The 18,295-nt window shown below is 51.9% G+C and carries 9 protein-coding genes, 2 tRNA genes and 3 rRNA genes; 4 read left to right on the top strand and 10 right to left on the bottom strand.

All coding sequences use genetic code 11. From position 1 onward, the window contains the following. Positions 1-3 precede the first annotated feature (3 nt). Complete coding sequence (locus tag KUO20_RS08355; protein ID WP_235042387.1) at positions 4-666, bottom strand: TetR family transcriptional regulator C-terminal domain-containing protein; 663 nt, start codon at positions 664-666, stop codon at positions 4-6. 214 nt (positions 667-880) lie between these two features. Between KUO20_RS08355 and xdhA the strand changes: the two genes are divergently transcribed. Genes xdhA through guaD form a run of 4 tightly spaced genes read left to right on the top strand, consistent with a single transcriptional unit; the run spans position 881 to position 6,986 of the window. Beyond that, positions 881-2,386: a xanthine dehydrogenase small subunit gene (xdhA, locus tag KUO20_RS08360; protein ID WP_235042388.1), complete on the top strand. Its 1,506-nt coding sequence runs from the start codon at positions 881-883 to the stop codon at positions 2,384-2,386. Continuing rightward, complete coding sequence (xdhB, locus tag KUO20_RS08365) at positions 2,370-4,793, top strand: xanthine dehydrogenase molybdopterin binding subunit (protein ID WP_235042389.1); 2,424 nt, start codon at positions 2,370-2,372, stop codon at positions 4,791-4,793. The genes xdhA and xdhB overlap by 17 nt, the downstream gene beginning before the upstream one ends. Further along, the gene (gene xdhC / locus KUO20_RS08370; protein WP_235039438.1) at positions 4,790-5,671 is read left to right on the top strand and encodes a xanthine dehydrogenase accessory protein XdhC; all 882 of its coding nucleotides are present in this window, start codon (positions 4,790-4,792) and stop codon (positions 5,669-5,671) included. Before xdhB ends, xdhC begins: the two co-directional genes overlap by 4 nt. Before the next feature lies 1 nt (position 5,672). Beyond that, on the top strand, positions 5,673-6,986 hold the full coding sequence (gene guaD, locus KUO20_RS08375; protein WP_235039439.1) for a guanine deaminase: 1,314 nt from the start codon (positions 5,673-5,675) through the stop codon (positions 6,984-6,986). A 144-nt stretch (positions 6,987-7,130) separates the two neighbouring features. Here guaD and rrf read toward each other — a convergent pair. From rrf to cydB, 9 genes are all read right to left on the bottom strand, one after another. After that, positions 7,131-7,246, bottom strand: a 5S ribosomal RNA gene (gene rrf, locus KUO20_RS08380). A gap of 164 nt (positions 7,247-7,410) precedes the next feature. Then, positions 7,411-10,300 (bottom strand): 23S ribosomal RNA (locus KUO20_RS08385). A gap of 246 nt (positions 10,301-10,546) precedes the next feature. Beyond that, positions 10,547-10,622: transfer RNA gene (locus KUO20_RS08390), tRNA-Ala, on the bottom strand. A gap of 105 nt (positions 10,623-10,727) precedes the next feature. Next, positions 10,728-10,804 (bottom strand) — tRNA-Ile (locus KUO20_RS08395). A gap of 182 nt (positions 10,805-10,986) precedes the next feature. Beyond that, a 16S ribosomal RNA gene (locus KUO20_RS08400) occupies positions 10,987-12,521 on the bottom strand. Together the 16S, 23S and 5S rRNA genes with 2 tRNA genes alongside form the textbook arrangement of a ribosomal RNA operon. 372 nt (positions 12,522-12,893) lie before the next feature. Next, entirely contained in the window at positions 12,894-13,886 is a 993-nt protein-coding gene (locus KUO20_RS08405; protein ID WP_235039440.1) for an adenosine deaminase, read from the bottom strand. 25 nt (positions 13,887-13,911) lie between these two features. Next, positions 13,912-15,624, bottom strand: a complete 1,713-nt coding sequence (gene cydC, locus KUO20_RS08410) for a thiol reductant ABC exporter subunit CydC (RefSeq protein WP_235039441.1) — start codon at positions 15,622-15,624, stop codon at positions 13,912-13,914. Then, positions 15,621-17,288 carry a thiol reductant ABC exporter subunit CydD gene (gene cydD, locus KUO20_RS08415; protein WP_235039442.1) on the bottom strand — a complete coding sequence of 556 codons (1,668 nt, stop codon included), beginning with the start codon at positions 17,286-17,288 and terminating at the stop codon, positions 15,621-15,623. The genes cydC and cydD overlap by 4 nt, the downstream gene beginning before the upstream one ends. 4 nt (positions 17,289-17,292) lie before the next feature. Next, positions 17,293-18,294 carry a cytochrome d ubiquinol oxidase subunit II gene (gene cydB / locus KUO20_RS08420; RefSeq protein WP_235039443.1) on the bottom strand — a complete coding sequence of 334 codons (1,002 nt, stop codon included), beginning with the start codon at positions 18,292-18,294 and terminating at the stop codon, positions 17,293-17,295. Between the last annotated feature and the right edge of the window lies 1 nt (position 18,295).

The raw sequence follows: 18,295 nt of genomic DNA on the forward strand, positions 1-18,295 counted from the left end.
GGCTCACGTTTCCGCCAAAGAGACACCAGAGCTAGCCTGAATAACACCGCAACCTTTTAGAATAACGTGTTCTAGAAAAGCCGATATTGATGCCAGGTCACTCTCAGTCAATGCATCCCGGCCTAGAATACCGCTGACTTGGACACTATATTCAGTATAGTGCTGAGTTGAAGACCAAATTAGAAAAATCAGCCATCTCGGATCTACATCGTCCATTTTTCCCCGTGCAGACCACTGGCTAATAATCGCGGCGCGTGAAGTTACCCATTCACGCAACTCTCCAGCCAAGTAATCATTTAAAAAGGGCGCGCCCGCTAAAATTTCCGCCGCGAACAGTTTTGAGCCCTCAGGATAACGCTGACCAAGCACCATTTTAGTGCGAATAAAATCGCTTAATACAGTGGCTGGATCACTTTCTGGGGTAATGTCCTCTAACACTTCGTTCCAGCGACACATCATGCGGTTAAGTAACCGCACATAAAGCGCTTGTTTGCTACCCATATAATAAAGGATATTGGCTTTGGGGAGACTGGCCCGATCTGCAATTATTTGTAAACTCGCGCCACGATAACCGTGTTGAGAAAACACCAGCTCAGCGGCAGTAAGAATACTGGCCTCTATTTTTTCACGACTAGAGCCTTCATGGCTGACAGATACAGCAGTCATCAAACGTGTTCCTTAAATGATTTCCTAACGTGCTTGGAACCCATTATTCGCCAGGGTTATTGACTGCACTTAAACGTCACATTTTACACAAACCTGCACCACGGCGGTGCTGCGAGCAAACACTTGCAAGGAGCAAGGTTTTGTCCCAAGCTCAATTCACATTGACCGATTGGTCAGCACAATCCCGATCTATACGATCACAGTGGAGTTTGGCATGGCAACGATTGCGTTCCTACTCAATGGTACCCTTCAACGGTGTGACGTTTCACCAGATACGAGCGTTTTAACTTTATTACGCGAGCATTTGGCTCAAACAGGCACTAAAGAAGGCTGCGCATCGGGCGATTGCGGCGCCTGTACCGTGGCGATCGGTGAATCGACGACTGGAACACAAACGTTTAGTAGCGCTAATGCATGTATTACACCAGCCCATCAACTACAAGGACGACACTTAATTACCGTTGAGGGATTGGCGAAAGAAAAGTACTTACACCCGGCACAACAAACAATGATTGAATGCCATGGTAGCCAATGTGGCTTTTGTACGCCGGGCATTGTCATGTCTCTTTTTACGCTGCATGACGATATACACCAACGACCTGCTCCGCTATTACCAGAGCTGCCACAAGAACTCTCACAAAAACTCTCACAAGAACTATCGCAAGTGCGTCTTGAAGCAACACTGGGTGGCAATTTGTGCCGCTGCACAGGCTATCGACCTATCCGCGATGCGGCGTTGCGCATGAATGATGTGCCTTATGAGCGCCCTCAGTGGTTTGACGCCACGCTGCCCGCGGAAGAAGGTGGACTACCATTAATCGAGTCAGGAGATAGCGCTGTTTTTTTTGCCCAGCCAGAATCTCTTGCTGCACTCACGCAGTTACGTCATAGAGCTCCTGAAGCGCGTTTTGTGGCGGGCGGTACCGACCTGTGGCTGGAAAGCACTCAGCGATTGGCACCTCTTGATCAGTTAATTGATATTTCACGAGTTAGCGAGCTTTTAATCATTGAAGATACAACGTTTGAGAACCAGTCCGGCTGGTGGATAGGCGCAGGGGTCACTTATTCCAGGCTCGATCCATTATTTAAAAAGCACTTACCCGCTTTTTCTCACCTTTTGCACCGGCTGGGCTCTCAGCAGATTCGCAACCGAGGGACCCTAGGGGGCAATATCGCTAATGCCTCGCCCATCGGCGATACACCGCCAGTGCTGCTCGTATTAGGTGCCCAGGTAGAACTTGCCAACACAAAAGGACGTCGTTACTTGCCGTTAGAGAACTTCTTCCTCGACTATAAAAAAACTGCGTTAGCCGCCGATGAAGTTATCTCTCGAATCTTCATTCCCCAGCCTGCTGAAGACCAACAGCTACGGGTATGGAAGCTATCCAAGCGTCGCGAAGATGATATCTCTGCAATACTTGGCGCTTTTAGCTATCGTCTGGAAAAGAATATTATGCGAGATGTACACATTGCATTTGGCGGTATGGCCGCAACGCCCAAAAGAGCCTTGAACAGTGAAGCGGCGATCGAGGGTCAACCGCTTTCCCCAGACAGCTTTCGAGCGGCCCAAGAAGCTCTCGTCGGCGACTTTCAACCGATGGGAGATGTGCGCGGCAGTCAGAACTATCGCCAACAAGCCGCGGCCAACCTACTAGAGCGGCTCTACCTTACTCTTTCAGCGCCTGATCAGGAGGTCATGCTCCATGCGTACGCTCACTAAACTGGATGGCGATAGCATCCGTGCCCGTCGCGAACTGCATGACCATATTCAAGGATCAGGTCCGCTAGCCCGCCATACCGTTGATAGCCATGGCTCACGCCAAGCGGGCAGCGCTAGCTATCATGAAAGTGCCGAAAAACACGTTACTGGAAAAGCAGCGTATATCGACGACTTAAAAACACCCGCCGATGCACTGCATATTGCACTTGGCCTATCCCCCATTGCGCATGGCACGTTAACCAAGCTTAACCTTGACGCTGTGAAGCAAGCGGCAGACGTTGTCGATGTCATCACCTTTCACGATGTACCTGGTCATACTGATATAGGCCCGGTGTTTCCTGGCGATCCTATTTTTGTTGATAAAGACATTAGCTACGCTGGCCAATGCTTGTTTGCCGTTGCTGCCACATCACTACAAGCGGCCCGTCGTGCAGTAACGCTCGTGAAGATAGACGTTGACGAGCAACCCGCCAGCCTGGATCCCGTATCGGCCACTGAGCGCGAAGAATTTGTGCGGCCAACTCACATACAGGAACGTGGAGACTGGCAACAAGCGTTACATGATGCAGAGCAACTGATCGAAGGTGATCTGTTTATTGGCGGGCAAGAGCACTTTTATCTAGAAGGGCAGGCTTGCGTTGTGCTGCCTACCGAAGATGAAGGCGTAATTGTGCATACCTCCAACCAGCATCCGAGTGAAACACAAAAGCTCGTTGCTGAGGTGCTAGGTATTCCCTTTCACGCGGTAACAGTTGAAGTTCGACGCATGGGTGGAGGCTTTGGAGGAAAAGAAACCCAGGCATCGCCTTGGGCTTGTATAGCCGCCATCATTGCCCGTCGTACCGGCAAAGCAACCCGCTTACGATTGCCTCGCCGCGAGGATATGCACGCCACGGGGAAACGTCACCCCTTCCATAATCACTATAAACTCGCAATTAATTCGCAAGGGGTTATTCAAGGCGGTGAAATTATCGTTATTGGTGACTGTGGGTACTCTCCCGATCTTTCCGACGCTATCGTTGATCGCGCGATGTTCCATGCCGACAATGCCTACTCTCTAGGCGATATAAAAGTAACCGGGCATCGCGCCAAAACACATACGGCGTCCAACACGGCATTTCGAGGCTTTGGTGGCCCCCAGGGCATGATGATCATAGAAGCTGCCATGGACGACATCGCTCGCCACGTGGGTGAAGACCCCCTAACGATCCGAAAACGTAATTTTTATCGTGAGGGTCGCGACGTTACTCACTACGGTCAACAAGTCGATCAGCGCCAACTTCTTCATACGCTGGTCGAGACGCTGGAAAAAGACAGTGATTACTGGGCTCGTCGAAAAGCCATCAGTACGTTTAATGTTAATAGCCCGGTGATTAAAAAAGGCCTTGCGCTCACACCGGTTAAGTTTGGTATTTCATTTACCGCCCAGCACCTCAATCAAGCCGGCGCATTGCTTCACGTATACACTGACGGCAGCGTTATGATTAACCATGGTGGCACGGAGATGGGCCAAGGGCTACATACCAAAATTTGCCAAGTGGTCGCCCGTGAGCTGGGCTTAAATTTAGATAATGTGCGCATTAGCGCAACGCGCACCGACAAAGTTCCCAACACCTCACCAACCGCTGCGTCTAGCGGCGCTGATCTGAATGGTATGGCGGCGCGCGATGCGGCGAGCAAGCTCCGTGAACGTCTTTTTGACTTTGCGACCGAGCACTTTTCTGATGGGCTAGATCGTGAAGGAATGCGCCTGGAAGATGGCATGCTGGTAGCGGGTTTCGGCGAAAGTGAACGTCGTATTCCATGGGGCGAGCTGATTCAAACGGCTTACCTACACCGTATTTCGCTATCAGAAAAAGGCTTCTATGCCACTCCGCTGATTCACTATGATCGCTCAGTCGGCCAGGGTCGCCCTTTTTACTACTATGCGTTTGGCGCGGCGGTGGCTGAAGTCAGCGTGGATACGCTAAGTGGAGAGTATCAGGTAGATCGTGTTGACATCTTGCATGACGTGGGCGAATCAATGAACCCGGCTATTGATATGGGTCAAGTAGAAGGTGGCTTTATACAAGGGATGGGCTGGCTGACGAGCGAAGAACTTAAATGGAACGACAAAGGCGTGCTCGTTACAGATGGCCCTGCGACTTATAAAATCCCTACCTTTGGCGACGTACCCACAGTTTTTAACGTTGCTCTGTTGGAAGGCCACCCTAACTCCATGGCCAGTCTCTATCGCTCAAAAGCCGTTGGCGAGCCCCCTTTTATGCTTGGTATTTGCGTATGGTCAGCGCTGCGTGATGCGCTTTCAAGCCTAACGGATTATCAGCGATCACCTCACTTAGATACGCCCGCAACGCCAGAGCGCGTTATGCTGGCGGCAAATTTGGTTAGGAAGAAAGCGCTGTGACTCTGCAAATTGCCAACACATGGCACGCGGCGCTTGATTACTTTCAGCGCACAGGCACACCACACGTTCTTGCGACTCAGGTCACCAGTGCGGGATCGACCCCCCGTGAACCTGGCGCTCGAATGATCATTACCGCGGACGCTATCTTCGATACGCTAGGCGGCGGTACATTTGAGTGGCAAACCATCGCCGCCGCACGTACGTGCTTAGCAGAACAACGCTATGGGCTCAGCTTAGAGGCCTTTTCGTTAGGTGGACGCAGCGGCCAGTGCTGCGGAGGTTTCGTCAACATACTGTTAGAAACCTTTCCCGGGTCGGTAGCAACGCTTGCCGTGTTTGGTGCAGGCCACGTTGGCCGTGAAATCGTTAAGCTAAGCGCCCCGCTTCCTTGGCAGCTATATTGGTACGACAGCCGCAGTGATGCCTTTGAGAATATTTGCAAAAACACGCAACAGCATCCACGCCTGACGTATCAAGCGCTTCATGATCCTCAGCAATGTGTGCCCGAACTATCGTCATGCACGCATGCACTGGTACTCACGCATCACCACGATGAAGATTACGCACTGATTGCGGCGCTTATTCAGCGAGATGACCTGGGTTCCATTGGGTTAATTGGCTCTGAAAGCAAATGGGCAAGCTTTCGTGGACGCCTCCAGCGTGACGGTTTTACAGCTGAGCAAATTCAGCGAGTGCGCAGCCCCATCGGCTGCTTACATGGCAAAAAATTGAGCAATAAGACGCCCTATGCGATTGCCTTAACGGCAATCACTGAGCTGCTTTGGCTGGCAGATACGCCTAGCCCCCAGGACACCCGCGGCCTTGATCCTCAAGCGTTGCGAACACTACTTGACGAATCCTCTACTGCCACGAGTTGATATGACTTCCTCTACCGATACGCTTATTCGCGCCGAATTGATTAGCTTTGCACGCGATCCTGGAGATGGTGATACGCCACAGCCGGGTAGCCTTGAGCACTACGGCGATGGGTTACTTTGGTTAAAAGGCCAGCACATTCATGCCGTGGGACACTTTTCAGAGATAGCACCCTCGCTGCCAGAGGGCAGCCATGTGCTGGACTATCGCGATAAATTAATCATGCCTGGGTTTATTGACACTCATGTGCACTATGTCCAGCTCGATATTATGGCATCGTATGGCCGACAACTACTGGACTGGTTAAACGACTACACGTTTCCGGAAGAGTGTCGCTTTGCCAATCATGCGCACGCTGAAGCTTTATCCAGTGCGTTCTTAAACGAAATGCTGCGAGCAGGTACAACGACCGCTCAGGTCTTTGGCTCAAGCCATCCGGGGTCCGTCGATGCTTTCTTCAGCGCGTGTCAGAAACGCCATCTGCGTATGCTGGTGGGCAAAGTACTAATGGATCGTAATGCACCCGAAGCGCTGATGGATGGCCAGTCGGGTATTGCTGACAGCGTGCGCCTAATTGAGGACTGGCACGGCAAGCAGCGCCTGGGTTATAGCGTGACACCACGTTTCGCTCCAACTTCCACTAAAATCCAAATGGACGCCGCCGGAGCGCTACTGCGTAATGACCCTACTTTGTGGTTACAAACGCACTTAGCAGAAAATAGTGGCGAGCTCGACTGGGTAGCCGAGTTATTTCCCGGCAGCCAAGACTATTTATCTGTATACGAAGAAGCAGGCCTGGTTGGCCCACGCAGCACCTTTGCTCATGGTATCCATCTCGATAACGGCATGCGCAAGCGTCTAGCAGATCGCGGCGCTAATATCGCTTTTTGCCCCAGCTCCAACCTGTTCCTCGGTAGCGGTTTGTTTGATCGTCACGCTGCTCAAGAAACCGGTATGGCGTTTACCTACGCCAGCGATATCGGTGCAGGCACAGACATTTCAGGCTTTGGTACGCTTAAAAGCGCCTACCAGGTTGGGCAGCTACGAGGTCAGCCACTCACCGCTTGGCAAGGGTATTACGGGCTAACTCACGGCAATGCAAAGGCACTTTCATTAGATAGTCATATCGGCCAACTAGCGCCTACCTATGAAGCCGATTTTGTTGTTATTGATCCACAGGCGACATCGTTACTTAGTCGTCGAATCAAACACTGCACAACACTTGGCGAGCGCTTATTTGCGCTGATGATGTTAGCGGATGATCGTGCCATTTACGAAACTTGGGCGGCGGGTCAGTGCCAGCATCATAGAGATTAAAACCTCCTATCAGCGATTCTTTCTCTGGGCGGCCTACGTCGCCCGTTTTATTTTATTGTTCGGTATTGCTGGGTGGTAATTATCTTTTCTGGCGGCAAAAAAAATCCCCCGGGGCATGTGCCCTGGGGGATTTTTCATATAAGTGCCTGACGATGACCTACTCTCGCATGGGGAGACCCCACACTACCATCGGCGCTAAGCGGTTTCACTTCTGAGTTCGGCAAGGGATCAGGTGGTTCACGCGTGCTATGGTCGTCAGGCGTAACTGGTGGTATATCATGCTGATGTGACTGTTTTATCTTTTTACGTGCCACCTGCCTGTCTCACTTTTGTGAGTTAGCTTAGCCACACGCTGCGTATCCGGCTTTTTTGATGCGTTAACATCATCACGTTATCATTTTGAGCCAGACCCCTTGGGTGTTATAGGGTCAAGCCTCACGGGCCATTAGTACACGTTAGCTCAACGCCTTGCAGCGCTTCCACACCGTGCCTATCAACCAGCTGGTCTCGCTGGGCCCTTCAGGAGGCTCTAGGCCTCAGGGATGTCTCATCTTGAAGGGGGCTTCCCGCTTAGATGCTTTCAGCGGTTATCCCGTCCGACCATAGCTACCCGGCAATGCCACTGGCGTGACAACCGGAACACCAGAGGGTCGTCCACTCCGGTCCTCTCGTACTAGGAGCAGCCCTTCTCAAACATCCAACGCCCACGGCAGATAGGGACCGAACTGTCTCACGACGTTCTAAACCCAGCTCGCGTACCACTTTAAATGGCGAACAGCCATACCCTTGGGACCGACTTCAGCCCCAGGATGTGATGAGCCGACATCGAGGTGCCAAACACCGCCGTCGATGTGAACTCTTGGGCGGTATCAGCCTGTTATCCCCGGAGTACCTTTTATCCGTTGAGCGATGGCCCTTCCATACAGAACCACCGGATCACTAGAACCTGCTTTCGCACCTGCTCGACGTGTCTGTCTCGCAGTCAAGCACCCTTATGCTCTTGCACTCAATGCACGATGTCCGACCGTGCTGAGGGTACCTTCGTGCTCCTCCGTTACTCTTTAGGAGGAGACCGCCCCAGTCAAACTACCCACCACACACTGTCCTCGATCCGGATAACGGATCTGAGTGAGAACGCCAATGATGCCAGGCTGGTATTTCAAGGTTGGCTCCCTTCGAACTGGCGTCCGAAGTTCAAAGCCTCCCAGCTATCCTACACAGGCAACATCAGCGTCCAGTGTGAAGCTATAGTAAAGGTTCACGGGGTCTTTCCGTCTAGCCGCGGGTACACCGCATCTTCACGGCGATTTCAATTTCACTGAGTCTCGGGTGGAGACAGCGTGGCCATCATTACGCCATTCGTGCAGGTCGGAACTTACCCGACAAGGAATTTCGCTACCTTAGGACCGTTATAGTTACGGCCGCCGTTTACCGGGGCTTCAATCAAGAGCTTCGCCTTGCGGCTAACACCATCATTTAACCTTCCGGCACCGGGCAGGCGTCACACCCTATACGTCCTCTTACGAGTTAGCAGAGTGCTGTGTTTTTAATAAACAGTTGCAGCCACCTGGTATCTTCGACCGGTTCGGGCTAGGAGAGCAAGTCTCTTCACCCTACGCCGGCGTGCCTTCTCCCGAAGTTACGGCACCATTTTGCCTAGTTCCTTCACCCGAGTTCTCTCAAGCGCCTTGGGATTCTCACCCTGACCACCTGTGTCGGTTTGGGGTACGGTCGCACATGATCTGAAGCTTAGAGGCTTTTCCTGGAAGCGTGGCATCAGTGACTTCCTGACCGTGGTCAGTTCATCTCGTGTCTCGGCTTTAAGATCCCGGATTTTCCTAAGATCTCGGCCTACTCACTTTCACCAGGACTACCAACGCCTGGCTCACCTAGCCTTCTTCGTCCCCCCATCGCAACCATGTCCGGTACGGGAATATTAGCCCGTTTTCCATCGACTACGCCTTTCGGCCTCGCCTTAGGGGCCGACTCACTCTGCTCTGATTAGCATCGAACAGAAAACCTTGGTCTTCCGGCGAGGGAGTTTTTCACTCCCTTTATCGTTACTCATGTCAGCATTCGCACTCGTGATACCTCCAGCAGACTTCTCAATCCACCTTCATTGGCTTACACGACGCTCCTCTACCGCTCATTCCGAAGAATGAACCCGTAGCTTCGGTACCTGGTTTAGCCCCGTTACATCTTCCGCGCAGGCCGACTCGACTAGTGAGCTATTACGCTTTCTTTAAAGGATGGCTGCTTCTAAGCCAACCTCCTAGCTGTCTAAGCCTTCCCACATCGTTTCCCACTTAACCAGGATTTCGGGACCTTAGCTGACGGTCTGGGTTGTTTCCCTTTTCACGACGGACGTTAGCACCCGCCGTGTGTCTCCCACGCTGTACTCACCGGTATTCGGAGTTTGCCTCGGGTTGGTAAGTCGGGATGACCCCCTAGCCGAAACAGTGCTCTACCCCCGGCGGTAATACGTGAGGCGCTACCTAAATAGCTTTCGAGGAGAACCAGCTATCTCCGAGCTTGATTAGCCTTTCACTCCGATCCACAAGTCATCCAAATCTTTTTCAACAGATCCTGGTTCGGGCCTCCAGTTGATGTTACTCAACCTTCACCCTGCTCATGGATAGATCGCTCGGTTTCGGGTCTATATCCAGCGACTGTGTCGCCCAGTTAAGACTCGGTTTCCCTACGGCTCCCCTATACGGTTAACCTCGCCACTGAATATAAGTCGCTGACCCATTATACAAAAGGTACGCAGTCACAGAACAAGTCTGCTCCTACTGCTTGTACGCACACGGTTTCAGGATCTATTTCACTCCCCTATCCGGGGTTCTTTTCGCCTTTCCCTCACGGTACTGGTTCACTATCGGTCAGTCAGGAGTATTTAGCCTTGGAGGATGGTCCCCCCGTCTTCAGTCAAGGTTTCTCGTGCCCCGACCTACTCGATTTCACATGATCAGATTTTCGACTACAGGGCTATCACCTGCTACGGCCAGACTTCCCAATCTGTTCGTCTAATCAGTCACATGCTTAAGGGCTGGTCCCCGTTCGCTCGCCGCTACTAGGGGAATCTCGGTTGATTTCTTTTCCTCAGGGTACTTAGATGTTTCAGTTCCCCTGGTTCGCCTCTTACACCTATGTATTCAGTGTAAGATACTGACCTTATGGTCAGTGGGTTTCCCCATTCAGAAATGTCCGGGTCACAGGTTGTTGCCACCTCACCGAACCTTATCGCAGGCTACCACGTCTTTCATCGCCTCTGACTGCCTAGGCATCCACCGTGTGCGCTTCATTGCTTGACCCTATAACCCGAAGGAGTCTGGTATCTCGCAATGATAACGTTCATTTGCCGGATACGTATAAAACGTATCACAATATAAGAACCCACCTTGCGGTGTGTTCTTGTCAGCATGATATACATTGTTAAAGAGCGACTGTTCAATAAACAGTGATAAAGCGACGTGCGACAAACAACAGCACAGCGACTTATCAGTGGTCACGAAACATTTACAAACGGTATTAAGGTTAAAACTTAAGATACTAAATAATGGTGGAGCCAAGCGGGATCGAACCGCTGACCTCCTGCGTGCAAGGCAGGCGCTCTCCCAGCTGAGCTATGGCCCCATCTAGCAACCAACTTTCCGGGTAATTTTATTCAAGACAAGGCATTTTATGGTGAAGCATGGCATTTCATGCGAGTCATAAAATGACGCCGTATTGGATAAAATTTGGTGGGTCTGGGCAGACTTGAACTGCCGACCTCACCCTTATCAGGGGTGCGCTCTAACCAACTGAGCTACAGACCCGGTTTACTATCACCTCGAAGGCATGGCTAACTAGCCAACCTCACACTACTTTTTACTAAAAGCGGAGAGTGCGCTCTAACCAACTGAGCTACAGACCCAAGAGGGGATCGTGCTTAAACCGTTTGCTCTATGATCTGATCAGGTAATTCATTGTGGACGCTTACTGACTGTGACGCATCGTTTAAGGAGGTGATCCAGCCGCAGGTTCCCCTACGGCTACCTTGTTACGACTTCACCCCAGTCATGAACCACACCGTGGTGATCGCCCTCTTGCGTTAGGCTAACCACTTCTGGTGCAGTCCACTCCCATGGTGTGACGGGCGGTGTGTACAAGGCCCGGGAACGTATTCACCGTGACATTCTGATTCACGATTACTAGCGATTCCGACTTCACGGAGTCGAGTTGCAGACTCCGATCCGGACTGAGACCGGCTTTAAGGGATTCGCTGACTCTCGCGAGCTCGCAGCCCTTTGTACCGGCCATTGTAGCACGTGTGTAGCCCTACCCGTAAGGGCCATGATGACTTGACGTCGTCCCCACCTTCCTCCGGTTTGTCACCGGCAGTCTCCTTAGAGTTCCCGACATTACTCGCTGGCAAATAAGGACAAGGGTTGCGCTCGTTACGGGACTTAACCCAACATTTCACAACACGAGCTGACGACAGCCATGCAGCACCTGTCTTATAGTTCCCGAAGGCACAATCGCATCTCTGCAATCTTCTATAGATGTCAAGGGTAGGTAAGGTTCTTCGCGTTGCATCGAATTAAACCACATGCTCCACCGCTTGTGCGGGCCCCCGTCAATTCATTTGAGTTTTAACCTTGCGGCCGTACTCCCCAGGCGGTCGACTTATCGCGTTAACTTCGCCACAAAGTGCTCTAGGCACCCAACGGCTGGTCGACATCGTTTACGGCGTGGACTACCAGGGTATCTAATCCTGTTTGCTACCCACGCTTTCGCACCTCAGTGTCAGTATCAGTCCAGAAGGCCGCCTTCGCCACTGGTATTCCTCCCGATCTCTACGCATTTCACCGCTACACCGGGAATTCTACCTTCCTCTCCTGTACTCTAGCCTCACAGTTCCGGATGCCGTTCCCAGGTTGAGCCCGGGGCTTTCACAACCGGCTTATAAAGCCACCTACGCGCGCTTTACGCCCAGTAATTCCGATTAACGCTTGCACCCTCCGTATTACCGCGGCTGCTGGCACGGAGTTAGCCGGTGCTTCTTCTGCGAGTGATGTCTTTCCTAATGGGTATTAACCACTAGGCGTTCTTCCTCGCTGAAAGTGCTTTACAACCCTAAGGCCTTCTTCACACACGCGGCATGGCTGGATCAGGGTTGCCCCCATTGTCCAATATTCCCCACTGCTGCCTCCCGTAGGAGTTCGGGCCGTGTCTCAGTCCCGATGTGGCTGATCATCCTCTCAGACCAGCTACGGATCGTTGCCTTGGTAGGCCTTTACCCTACCAACTAGCTAATCCGACATAGGCTCATCCAATAGCGGGAGCCAAAGCCCCCTTTCTCCCGTAGGACGTATGCGGTATTAGCCTGGGTTTCCCCAGGTTATCCCCCACTATCGGGCAGATTCCTATGCATTACTCACCCGTCCGCCGCTCGTCACCCAAGAAGCAAGCTTCTCTGTGCTACCGCTCGACTTGCATGTGTTAGGCCTGCCGCCAGCGTTCAATCTGAGCCATGATCAAACTCTTCAGTTTACAATCATTGTGATCCTTACTTGTCACCCGAGGACAACAAAAGCGGAATCAAACTTGGCTCAAGGTTCAAACGAATTCATTCAAAACGGATTAAAAAGGCAATGCCTTTAAAATCTTATTGCTTGAGTCGCTTGCCTTGATATTGGGTGATTTGTCACCAACATCAGCAAGCGCCCACATGAATTACCTGATCAAATTGTTAAAGAGCTGGTCGCTGAGGCCGTGCCCCGTTGACGTGTGGCGTATACTACCCGATTTCCTGAAGGGGTCAACAGCAAATCACATATTTATTAGCAAAAACCTCACATTGGGCTCAACAACATCTATTAAAGGGCCAATAACCAGTGGCTTAATACCTTAAAAGATATAAGCCTACAGCGCTGCCAAGCGAGCACGCAATTCCTCACGCCGATCATGAGTAACGAAGGCTTCATTGATAGCATTTAGGGTCAATTGCCGAAACATTGCCTCATCCCACCCGAATGCTTCCGCGCAAGCCAAATGATTCGATAGCATGCCGCCGCCAAAGTAGGCTGGATCATCTGAGCTAATAGTGACTTTCAGCCCTTCCGCCAAAAGCTTCGGGAGGGGGTGGTCACATAGGTTTTCAACCACCTTCAAACTGACATTGGAAAGCGGACATACCGTGAGAACAATCTGCTCACGACGCAAACGGGCCACGACCTCATCGCTTTCTAAGCAACGCACTCCATGGTCGATGCGCTGAACATCAAGAATATCCAATGCATCATTGATATATTCAGCCGGGCCTTCCTCACCCGCATGTGCCACGCGCACAAGATCTAGCTGTTTAGCACGATCAAATACAGCAGCGAACTTTGCCGGCGGATTGTTTTTCTCAGCACTATCTAAACCAATGGCATCCAGCATTTTCCAATAAGGCGCCGCCTGCTCCAGCACATGCAGTGCCTCTTCTGCAGGACGATCACGCAGAAAAGCCATGATCAAACCTATCGTAAGATCCAGCGTTTCCTCAGCCTCTTGCTTGGCCTTTAACAGTCCGGTCATCACGACTTCTAACGGCACGCCGCGCTGAAGGTGTGCCTGAGGATCAAAGTGCATATCTATATGGACAACGCCCTCACCTCGCGCACGCTTAAAATAGTCCATTGCCAGATCATAAAAGTCCTCCTCATTGCGGAGCACATTCATCCCCTGAAAATAAAGAGCCAAAAACGCCTGCAGGTTGTTAAAACGATAGGCATCTTTAGCCTCCTGCACCGTCGCGTAAGGCAAATCAATGCCATTGCGCTGCGCCAAAGCAAACATTAGCTCCGGCTCAAGCGAGCCCTCGATGTGCAGGTGGAGCTCTACTTTAGGAAGGTCACGTAAAAAATCATGCATTGCGGGCTCCTTACTGTTGCACGTCTTAGCTGCTGCGCTTATCCAATTCAAGAAGCTTACCGGCATCAAGGTGCCAGTGATACTCAACGCTAGGTAGCAGATCCAACGAGCTAACCTGATGAATAAAAAAGATAGTGCTTCGATTGACCAGCCACAGATCCAGCGAGTGAGCAATATGCTGAGCAGTGGATGCATCGAGGCCGGCGAAAGGTTCGTCAAGAATGACCACGCTAGGATCGCGTAGCATCAAGCGTGCCAATGCTACACGCCGCGCCTGTCCACCCGAAAGCTGCTGCCCCCTTTCACCTACCGCAGTATCTAACCCACTAGGGAGTTGACCTACCCAGTCGTGCAGCGCGACAGCCTTTAATACCTCATGAAGCATTGCATCGCTCGCGTCGGGGCTAGCAATACGCAGATTTTCTGCTAACGAGGCATCAAACAAATCTACCTGCTGCGTGAGCATAGCAAACCGGCTGGCACGGCTCTCTGCCGATAGTTGCCACGCATGAATACCGGCAATCTTAATATCGCCCTGCGTTGCTTTTAGGCGCCCCATCAACAGGCTGGCCAGTGACGACTTTCCTGCTCCAGAGTTGCCGGTAATCACGGCACGCTTTCCAGCGGGCAATTCAAAGCTGATATCGCTTAACGCCGGAATAAATGACTGCGCATAGGTTATAGAAAGCTTGCGAGCAGTGATGGCTAAACCTACGCCTTCTGGCAACTTAACGGGCGAGTTAACCGGCTCGCGACCAGCCGTTAATTTATTTAGCCGGCGCACTGCGGCGTAGCTAGCACCGAGTTTCATAAAGCTCGCGGGCAAAGCAATAAACGCCTCATTAGCACCTAGCGCAATCAGCACCGCCATAACTAAAATAGGGCCCGTCACCCACTGCTGATGAAAGGCCAGACTTGCAAGCCACAAAACGCCAATCACCATTAATCCACTGACGGCACCGACAAAGCAGTTTATCAACGCAGTCCTGCGGCCTAAGGAGCGCTGATTACTAAATGCCTGCTGCTCCTGACTGGCAATAAGCGCCCGATGCCATTGTGAACTTTGATAACTAATTAACTCCGCGCAGGCCTGTACCTGATCGACAGTCAAGCGACGAAGAAGCTGCTGATCAACGACCTGCTGGTAGCTTTGCGAAAACCCCCAGGTAGCCGCAAACAATGTCACTATCAGCCAAAGCAAACCCAACGTGATCGCCATTAGCAACGCAACGCTTGGCAACCATATAGCCACGAACAATGACACCGCCAACACGCTAAGCAGCGCCACGACGGGTGGCACTAGTATGCGTAAATAAAAATTATCCAAGGTGTCGATATCAGCCGTTAAGCGGCTCAGCCAATCACTCGCCCGCTCTGCGCGCAGACGCGCATCGTCAAACCCTGTTAAATAGCCGAATACGCGATAACGCAGATCAGCCAGCAGCGTTAGCACCGTATTGTGGTTATAGAGCCGTTCAACATAGCGGGCAACTGTGCGCACAAGCGCGAAAAAGCGAATGCCTCCACCGGGCACATAAACGTCTAGCCGCGCCGGAATACCCAGCGCAAAGGCGATACCGGTTAATGCACTTGCGGCAATAAACCAACCGGAGAGTCCCAGTAGCGCAAGCCCAGCCATTAAGGTAATCCACACTAGAAGAGAACCGATTAAAAAGCGCCGACGCCGCTGTATTAAAAGCCGCAACCAGGGGCGAAAATCATGATAAATATTCATCATGAGCAGACCCTTTCCAGCAGGCCCTTTTTAAACACAAAATGCCGCTGAGCAGAGGCAATCACAGTCATATGATGGGTCGCAATCACCAGCGAACGTCCCTCTTTGGCTAGCGCTAGCAATGCTGTCAATACAAACTGCTCAGTCTCTACATCTAAACTCGTCGTGGGCTCATCTAATAACACTAGCGGGGCATTACTGAGGTATACACGAGCGAGAGCCAGGCGCTGCGCCTGCCCGCCCGACAGGCCCACGCCACGCTCACCAATCAGCGTATCTAGGCCTTCAGGCAACTGCGCCAAGAGAGAGCCCAAGCCTGCACGCTGAAGCGCGGCCGACATTTCGTCACGGGTAGCTTCTGGCGCCGCTAAGCGCAAGTTCTCCTCTAGGCTGCCATATAGTAGGCATGGCTGCTGATCCAACCAGGCGTAGCGGGCACTCTGCCAGCGCACCTTGCCAGCACTCGGTGCGACAAAGCCTGCGAGCAACGCTAGCAGCGTCGACTTACCGCTTCCCGATTCACCGCTAATCACTACCACTTCGCCCTGCTGAATGGTTAGATCGATAGGCCCTACAACCTGGCCACGCCCAGGGTAAGCAGCGCAAGCAGCCGTTAACTCGATAGCCGATGCGCGCGATATTGGCTTCACGTACTCATTGGCACTAACCATGTCAGGCACATTAAATATATTCACTACGCTTTCAGCGGCGCCGAGAGCCGCTGCACGGTCATGATAATGCTGTGAAAGCGTGCGCAAGGGCTGGAAAAACTCAGGCGCTAACAGCAGTACGGCTAGCCCCGTAAACAGTGTCAATGAGGGTGACGGCCCATAGTCAATGTAGCCCAGCAGCCCAAACCCCACGTACATAGCCACAACAGCAATCGCCACTGAGGCAAAGAACTCAAGGACTGCTGAAGAGAGAAAGGCCAAACGTAAAGTGCGCATACTTAGGCGGCGATAATCGTCGGTGGCATACCAAACATCCTGCTGCACAGCGCCGGTACGACCAAATAGCTGTAGCGTTGTCATGCCGCGCACGCGGTCAATAAAATAGGCAGACAGTCGGGATACGGCGACAAACTGGTCGCGATTAAGACGCTCAGCGCCCATACCCACAAGCGCCATAAAAAGAGGAATTAACGGCGCTGAAAGGAGTAGAAAAATAGCCACTAAATAATCCAGCCACCCCACTACTATCAATATTATGAGAGGTAGAAAGAGGGTAATTAGCAGCTGGGGATAAAATCGAGCGAAATAGCCTTCCAGGGCATCGACATGCTCAACCACCTGGTTGGCTAGAGAGCCGCTATGCTGACTGGTTAACCATATTGGGCCTAATGCAGAAAGCTTGTCCAACAGCTGCGTTCTGGCCAGCTGACGAATACGCAGGCTGGCTTCCAAACTCAGCGTCTCATAACACCACTGGAACAATGCTCGCAGCATCACACAGCCAGCTAGCAAACCAAACACAGGCAAAAGGGCTAACGGCGAGCGAGCCTGCACCACCAGCTGTTCGATAAGCCATGCAAGCCCTACGACCAAAACGATAGTTTGGCTACCCGCCAGCACTCCGCAAAGCGCCGCACCGAGCAAGCGCTTGCGTTGCGTTAAAGCCAATTCCTTCAGCCAACTACGCGGCGTTAAGGCTGCCACTTGCGTTACCATGCGCTCAGTGATATCCCTCACCTACACGTACTTTGCCGCGAAAAACCCAATATGTCCAAGCGGTGTAGGCCAAGATGACAGGAATAACAAACACCATACCTACCAGCAGGAACAGCTGAGATTCTGGTGCAGATGCTGCATCCCACAGCGTGTAATTCGGTGGCACGATAACCGGCCATTTGCTGACAATCAGGCCTAAATAGGTAAAGAAGTAGATACCAATCGTGGCGAGGAAAGGCGCAAGTTCACGACGTTTTTGCACCGAGCGATAAACGATAAAGGAACACATCAGCGCCATCGCCGGGAATATCCAAATTAGCTGAATATTGCCAAACCAGCGTTCCCACACACGAGGATTTACAAAGGGCGTCCAGAGGCTAATCACCGCAAACACGAACAGCACCAGCGCGAGTAACATAGGCGTGATTTTATACGCCCAGTCCTGAACATGACCTTCAGACTTCAGGATCAGCCAAGTAGCACCGAGCAATGCATAGCCGGCCATTAAGCCAAGACCAGTCAGCACAGAGAAAGGCGTCAGCCAATCAAACGCGCCGCCAACATAGACGAAGTCCTCAACGGGAAAGCCTTGAATATAGGCCCCTACCACTGCGCCCTGAGCAAAGGCCGCAATGGCCGACCCCCAGCAAAAAGCACGGTTCCACCAATGCCGATTACGCTTTGATTTGAAGCGAAACTCAAAGGCAATGCCGCGAAATATCAAACCGGCAAGCATCAGGAAAACGCCGATATAAAGCGCTGGCAGGAAAACTGAATAAACCAATGGGAATGCGCCTAACAGGCCAGCGCCACCCAGTACTAACCACGTTTCGTTGCCGTCCCATATCGGTGCGACCGAATTCATCATTACATCGCGAGCATCCTCATCGGGCGCAAAGGGATAGAGAATTCCCAGCCCTAAATCAAACCCATCCATCAGCACATACATCATGATGCCGAAACCAATGATGAAGGCCCAGATTAACGTCAGATCAAACATTTCCATG

This window comes from Vreelandella profundi, from assembly GCF_019722725.1.
Taxonomy (GTDB): Bacteria; Pseudomonadota; Gammaproteobacteria; order Pseudomonadales; family Halomonadaceae; genus Vreelandella; species Vreelandella profundi.

Coding starts and splice junctions, on each gene's coding strand:
- KUO20_RS08405 (WP_235039440.1), bottom strand. CDS start 13,886: ATGCATGATTTTTTACGTGACCTTCCTAAAGTAGAGCTCCACCTGCAC.
- guaD (WP_235039439.1), top strand. CDS start 5,673: ATGACTTCCTCTACCGATACGCTTATTCGCGCCGAATTGATTAGCTTT.
- xdhB (WP_235042389.1), top strand. CDS start 2,370: ATGCGTACGCTCACTAAACTGGATGGCGATAGCATCCGTGCCCGTCGC.
- cydD (WP_235039442.1), bottom strand. CDS start 17,288: ATGGTAACGCAAGTGGCAGCCTTAACGCCGCGTAGTTGGCTGAAGGAA.
- KUO20_RS08355 (WP_235042387.1), bottom strand. CDS start 666: ATGACTGCTGTATCTGTCAGCCATGAAGGCTCTAGTCGTGAAAAAATA.
- cydC (WP_235039441.1), bottom strand. CDS start 15,624: ATGATGAATATTTATCATGATTTTCGCCCCTGGTTGCGGCTTTTAATA.
- cydB (WP_235039443.1), bottom strand. CDS start 18,294: ATGGAAATGTTTGATCTGACGTTAATCTGGGCCTTCATCATTGGTTTC.
- xdhA (WP_235042388.1), top strand. CDS start 881: ATGGCAACGATTGCGTTCCTACTCAATGGTACCCTTCAACGGTGTGAC.